This is a genomic window from Bradyrhizobium sp. 31Argb (assembly GCF_043638955.1).
In the GTDB taxonomy this organism is placed as follows: Bacteria; Pseudomonadota; Alphaproteobacteria; order Rhizobiales; family Xanthobacteraceae; genus Bradyrhizobium.
Genome location: NZ_JBEGDB010000386.1, coordinates 1 through 5,772 on the forward strand (window position 1 = coordinate 1; position 5,772 = coordinate 5,772).

The 5,772-nt window shown below is 63.6% G+C and carries 3 protein-coding genes; all 3 read left to right on the forward strand.

What is annotated here, in order from left to right; translation table 11 throughout:
- Positions 1–163 precede the first annotated feature (163 nt).
- Positions 164–1,954: an acyl-CoA dehydrogenase C-terminal domain-containing protein gene (locus AAFX91_RS38110; RefSeq protein WP_394569924.1), complete on the forward strand. Its 1,791-nt coding sequence runs from the start codon at positions 164–166 to the stop codon at positions 1,952–1,954.
- Positions 1,955–2,028: 74 nt separating this feature from the next.
- Entirely contained in the window at positions 2,029–3,237 is a 1,209-nt protein-coding gene (locus tag AAFX91_RS38115) for an acetyl-CoA C-acetyltransferase (protein ID WP_394569925.1), read from the forward strand.
- 153 nt (positions 3,238–3,390) lie between these two features.
- On the forward strand, positions 3,391–5,616 hold the full coding sequence (locus AAFX91_RS38120; protein WP_394569926.1) for an FAD-dependent oxidoreductase: 2,226 nt from the start codon (positions 3,391–3,393) through the stop codon (positions 5,614–5,616).
- Positions 5,617–5,772: the final 156 nt, after the last annotated feature.

A 5,772-nucleotide genomic window follows, 5' to 3' on the forward strand; every position in this document is an offset into this window, starting at 1 on the left:
AAGGCTTCCTCCTAAAAGAAAGCCTTGAATCACGTTCAATCTGATTTGAGAATCCCAAGAGTCCACACGGCCTAAGGTCTGTTTCGGGAACCTTTAATGGTCGCAGCGTCGCGAGGGTTTTGCCTGCGGCGCCAAATTCAAAAACTGCCTGCCGGAGCACGCCATGCCGATCTACAAAGCCCCAGTCGAAGATGTGAGTTTCCTGCTCAACGACGTCTTCCAGATCGACCGCTACGATAACCTGCCGGGTTTCACCGACGCATCGGCTGACGTGCGCGAAGCCATCCTGGGCGAGGCGGCGAAGCTTTCCGAAGAAGTGTTGCAGCCGCTCAACCGTGTCGGCGACCTCGAAGGCTGCGCCCGCCACGACGATGGCTCGGTGACGACGCCGAAAGGTTTCAAGGAAGCCTATAAGCAGGTGGCCGAAGGCGGCTGGCTCGGACTCTCGGCGCCGACGGAATATGGCGGGCAGGGCCTGCCGGTGACGCTGAGCCAGGCGGTCAACGAATTCCAGATCTCGGCCAACATGGCGTTCTCCATGTATGGCGGCCTCACCATGGGCGCGACCGCGGCGCTGCTGGTGCACGGCACGGACGAGCAGAAGACGACCTATGTTCCGAAGATGGTGGCGGGCGAATGGACCGGGACCATGAACCTCACCGAGCCGCATTGCGGTACCGATCTCGGGCTGTTGCGGACCAAGGCCGTGCCCCAGGCCGATGGCAGCTTCAAGATTACGGGTACCAAGATCTTCATCTCGGCCGGCGAGCACGACCTCACTGAGAACATCATCCACCTCGTGCTCGCGCGCATCGAAGGCGCGCCGGCCGGCATCAAGGGCGTCTCGCTGTTCGTGGTGCCGAAATTCCTGGTCAATGCCGATGGCTCGCTCGGGGCACGCAACGGCGTCACCTGCGGCTCGATCGAGCACAAGATGGGCATTCACGGCAATTCCACCTGCGTGATGAATTACGACAATGCGACCGGCTGGCTGATTGGCCAGGAGAACAAGGGCATGCAGGGCATGTTCGTGATGATGAACGAGGCCCGGCTCGGCGTCGCCGTGCAGGGCCTCGCGCAATCGGAGGTCGCCTATCAGAACGCGGTGGCCTATGCGCGCGAGCGCCTGCAGGGCCGCTCGCTGACCGGTACGAAGGAGCCGGACAAGCCGGCCGATCCGATCATCGTGCATCCCGATGTCCGCCGCACGCTGCTGACGATCCGCGCCTTCAACGAGGCGGCGCGCGCCATGGTGATCTGGACCGCGCTGAAGAGCGATGTCGCCCATCGCTCGAACGATCCCAAGGACCGCCAGGAGGCCGACGACCATATGGGCCTGATGACGCCAGTGCTGAAGGGCGTGCTTACCGACACCGGCTTTGCCAACACCGTGCTGGCGCAGCAGATGTATGGCGGCCACGGCTATATCGCCGAGCAGGGCATGGAGCAGTTCGTGCGCGATGCGCGTATTTCGATGATTTATGAGGGCGCCAATGGTATCCAGGCGCTCGATCTCGTCGGCCGTAAGCTGCCGCGCGACGGTGGCCGCGCGGTGATGGCGTTCTTCGGCGAGGTCGGCGCTTACGCCAAGGAGCACGGCGGCGACGAAGGCATGAAGCCGTTCGTGACCCCGCTCTCCGCCGCGCTCGGCCATCTGCAGCAGGCGACCGGCTGGCTGATGCAGAACGCGATGACCAAGCCCGACAATGCCGGCGCCGCCGCGACCGACTACATGAAATTGTTCGGGCTGGTTGCGCTCGGCTACATGTGGGCGCGGATGGCGAAGGTGACGCAGGACAAGATCGCCGCCGGCGGCGCAACGCCTTACCTCTCGACCAAGCTCGTGACTGGCCGCTTCTTCATGGAGAAACTGCTGCCGGAGACGGCCGTGCATCTCGCGCGCGTCCAGAGCGGCAGCGGTACCACGATGGAATTGGCGGCCGAAGCATTCTGAAGAATCTTCGGCAGCTACCTCGCGGCTTCGGCCGGTCCGGCTATATATTATGATCCTCATATAAGGAGGGCGTCATGCCTGAGGCATATATCTACGATCACGTTCGTACCCCGCGCGGCCGCGGCAAGCCCGATGGCGCGCTGCACGAAGTCACTGCGCTTGCGCTCGCCACCGTGCCGCTGAAGGCGCTGAAGGAGCGCAACAACATTGCCGAAAACGTTGTCGATGACGTCGTGCTCGGCATTGTCGATCCCGTCGGCGAGGCCGGCTCCGACATGGCCCGCTTCGCGGCGCTGAAGTCAGGCCTCGGCGAGAAGGTGCCGGGCGTGCAGATCAGCCGTTTCTGCGCTTCCGGCCTCGATGCCGTGAATTTTGCTGCCGCCCAGATCATGAGCGGACAGCATGAACTGGTGATCGGCGGCGGCGCCGAATCCATGAGCCGCGTCGGCATCGGCGCGTCCGGCGGCGCCTGGCCGATGGACCCCTCCATGGCGGTGCCGGCCTATTTCATGCCGCAGGGCATCTCGGCCGACCTGATCGCGACCAAATACGGCTTCTCCCGCGACGATGTCGACGCCTACGCTGTGCAGAGCCAGCAGCGCGCCGCTAAGTCCTGGGACGAAGGGCGCTTCGACAAATCGGTGGTGCCGGTGAAGGACGTCAACGGCCTCACCATCCTCGCCAAGGACGAGCATATGCGGCCCACGACCACGATGCAGTCGCTGGCGCAGCTCCAGCCGTCGTTCGCGGCGATGGCCGCGATGGCGGGTTTCGATGCCGTGGCGGTGCAGTCGCATCCGGAGATCGAGAAGGTCAATTACGTGCATCACGCCGGCAATTCTTCCGGCATTGTCGATGGCGCCGGCGCGGTGCTGCTCGGCAACAAGGAAGCGGGTGAGAAGTACGGCCTGAAGCCGCGCGCAAAAATCCGCGCCTTTGCCAATATCGGCTCCGAGCCTGCGATGATGCTGACCGGCCCGGTCGACGTCACTGAAAAGCTGTTCGCCCGCTCCGGCATGAAGAAGTCGGACATCGATCTGTTCGAGCTGAATGAAGCCTTCGCCTCGGTGGTGCTGCGCTACATCCAGGCCTTCGACATCGACAACGCCAAGATCAACGTCAATGGCGGCGCGATCGCGCTCGGCCATCCGCTTGGCGCGACCGGCGCGATGATCCTGGGGACCGTGCTCGACGAGCTCGAGCGCACCGACAAGTCGACCGCGCTGGTGACCTTGTGCATCGGCGGCGGCATGGGCACCGCGACCATCATCGAACGCGTATGAAGCCGTAGGGTGGGCAAAGCGAAGCGTGCCCACCATCGAATTCTCAGCAAGTGATGGTGGGCACGGCGCAAGTGCGCCTTTGCCCACCCTACGATCCGAGCTTTAGAACAACCGCCAGCGCCTTACCGGCAGCCGGCATCGAGGGAGCACCACATGGCCTTCAAGAATTTCAAATTCGAAACCGACGCCGACGGCATTGCGCTCGTCACCTGGGACATTCCGGGACGTTCGATGAACGTGCTGGACGAGACCTCGGTCCTCGAACTCGAGGAGATCGTCAAGCAGACCACGGCGGATGCTGCGATCAAGGGCGTCGTCATCACCTCGAGCAAGGAAGCCTTCTGCGCCGGCGCCGACCTCTCGATGCTCGAGGGCATGAGCCGCACCTATGCGCAGCTCCTGCAACAGAAGGGCGAGGTCGCGGCCAACCAGGTGCTGTTCGAGCAGAGCCGCCGTTTCTCGCAGGTGTTCCGTTCGATCGAGACCTCAGGCAAGCCGTGGGTCGCCGCGATCAACGGGCTGGCGCTCGGCGGCGGCTTCGAGGTCACGCTGTCCTGTCATTATCGCGTCGCCGCGGAGAATCCGAAGACCCGGCTCGGCCTGCCCGAGATCAAGGTCGGCCTGTTCCCCGGCGCCGGCGGCACCCAGCGCGTGCCGCGCATCGTGCCGCCGCAGGATGCGATGCAGCTCCTGTTGAAGGGCGAGGCGATCAATCTCGCAAGAGCAAAGCAGCTCAACCTGATCCACGCGATCGTGCCGCCTGCCGACCTGATCAAGGCCGCGAAGGATTGGATCAAGGGCGGCGGCAAGGCGGTCGCGCCATGGGATGAGAAGGGCTTCAAGCTGCCCGGCGGCCCCGTCTTCTCGAAGATGGGCATGCAGATGTTCCCGGCGGGCAATGCGATCTACCGCCGCGAGACCTACGATAATTATCCGGCGGCGCGCGCCATCATGAGCTGTGTGTACGAAGGCCTGCAGTTGCCAATCGACGCGGCGCTGCGCGTCGAGTCCCGCTACTTCACGCAGATCCTGCGCTCCAAGGAAGCGGCGGCGATGATCCGCTCTCTGTTCCTGTCGATGCAGGAACTGAACAAGGGCGCGCGCCGTCCCGCGGGTGTGCCGCCGACCAAGGTGAAGAAGCTCGCCGTGATCGGCGCCGGCTTCATGGGTGCCAGCGTCGGCTACGTCTCGGCCAAGGCCGGCATCGATGTCGTGCTGATCGATCGCGACCAGGAGAGCGCCGACAAGGGCAAGGCGCACGCCAAAAGCGTGATCGACGGTCTCGTCGCCAAAGGCCGCGCGAAGGAGGCCGAGCGCGATGCGCTGCTGTCGCGCATCACCGCGACCGCCGACTACGACGTGTTGAAGGACTGCGACCTCGTCATCGAGGCGGTGTTCGAGGATCGCAAGGTCAAGGCGGACACCTATGCCAAGGCGCAGCCGCTCTTGAAGGGTGATGCGATCTTCGCTTCCAACACCTCGACGCTGCCGATCAATTCACTGGCCGAGGAATTCAAGGACCAGGGCAAGTTCATCGGCATCCACTTCTTCTCGCCGGTCGAGAAGATGATGCTGGTCGAGATCATCCTCGGCAAGAACACCGGCGACGCCGCGCTTGCGACCGCCCTGGACTATGTCCGCGCCATCGGCAAGACGCCGATCGTGGTCAACGACTCCCGCGGCTTCTTCGCCAACCGCTGCGTGATGCGCTACATCGCGGAAGGCAACGAGATGTTCCTGGAAGGCGTGCCGGCGGCGATGATCGAGAACACCGCCAAGATGGCCGGCATGCCGGTCGGGCCGCTGTCGCTGTCGGACGAGGTCGCGCTCGATCTCGGCCTGAAGATCATGAAGGCAACCGAAGCCGATCTTGGCCCCAACGCCATCAACCAGGATCACAAGAAGCTGATGGTGGAAATGGTCGAGAAGCAGGGCCGCTTCGGCCGCAAGAATGCCAAGGGCTTCTACGACTATCCGGAGAAGGGCAAGGGCCAGAAGAGCCTGTGGCCCGGGCTTGGCGGGCTGCAGCCGAAGCACCTCGATCCGGATACGCTTGATGTCGAGGAATTGAAGCAGCGCTTCCTGGTGGTGCAGGCGGTGGAAGCCGCACGCACGGTGGAGGATGATGTCATCACCGATGTGCGCGAGGCCGATGTCGGCTCGATCTTAGGCTTCGGCTTCGCGCCGTTCACCGGCGGCACGCTGTCCTATATCGACTTCATGGGCACGAAGAAATTCGTCGAGCTCTGCCACAAATTCGAGGCCAAATACGGCTCCCGCTTCACCCCGCCGAAGCTCCTGGTCGAGATGGCGGCCAAGGGCGAGACCTTCTACGGCCGCTTCCCGCCGAAGAAGCCGGTGGTGGAAGCCGCGGAGTAGGGGGCGGCAGCTTGTAGCCCGGATGGAGCGGAGCGCAATCCGGGAAAGTCTTATGAACTGCACCCCTGTAGTGAGACAGGATAATCAGGGACAGGAGGCCGCCGCTTGAGGCGGCAGGGCGGGTTGATGGGTTACGGCCAGGTTGCGGGGCTGCTG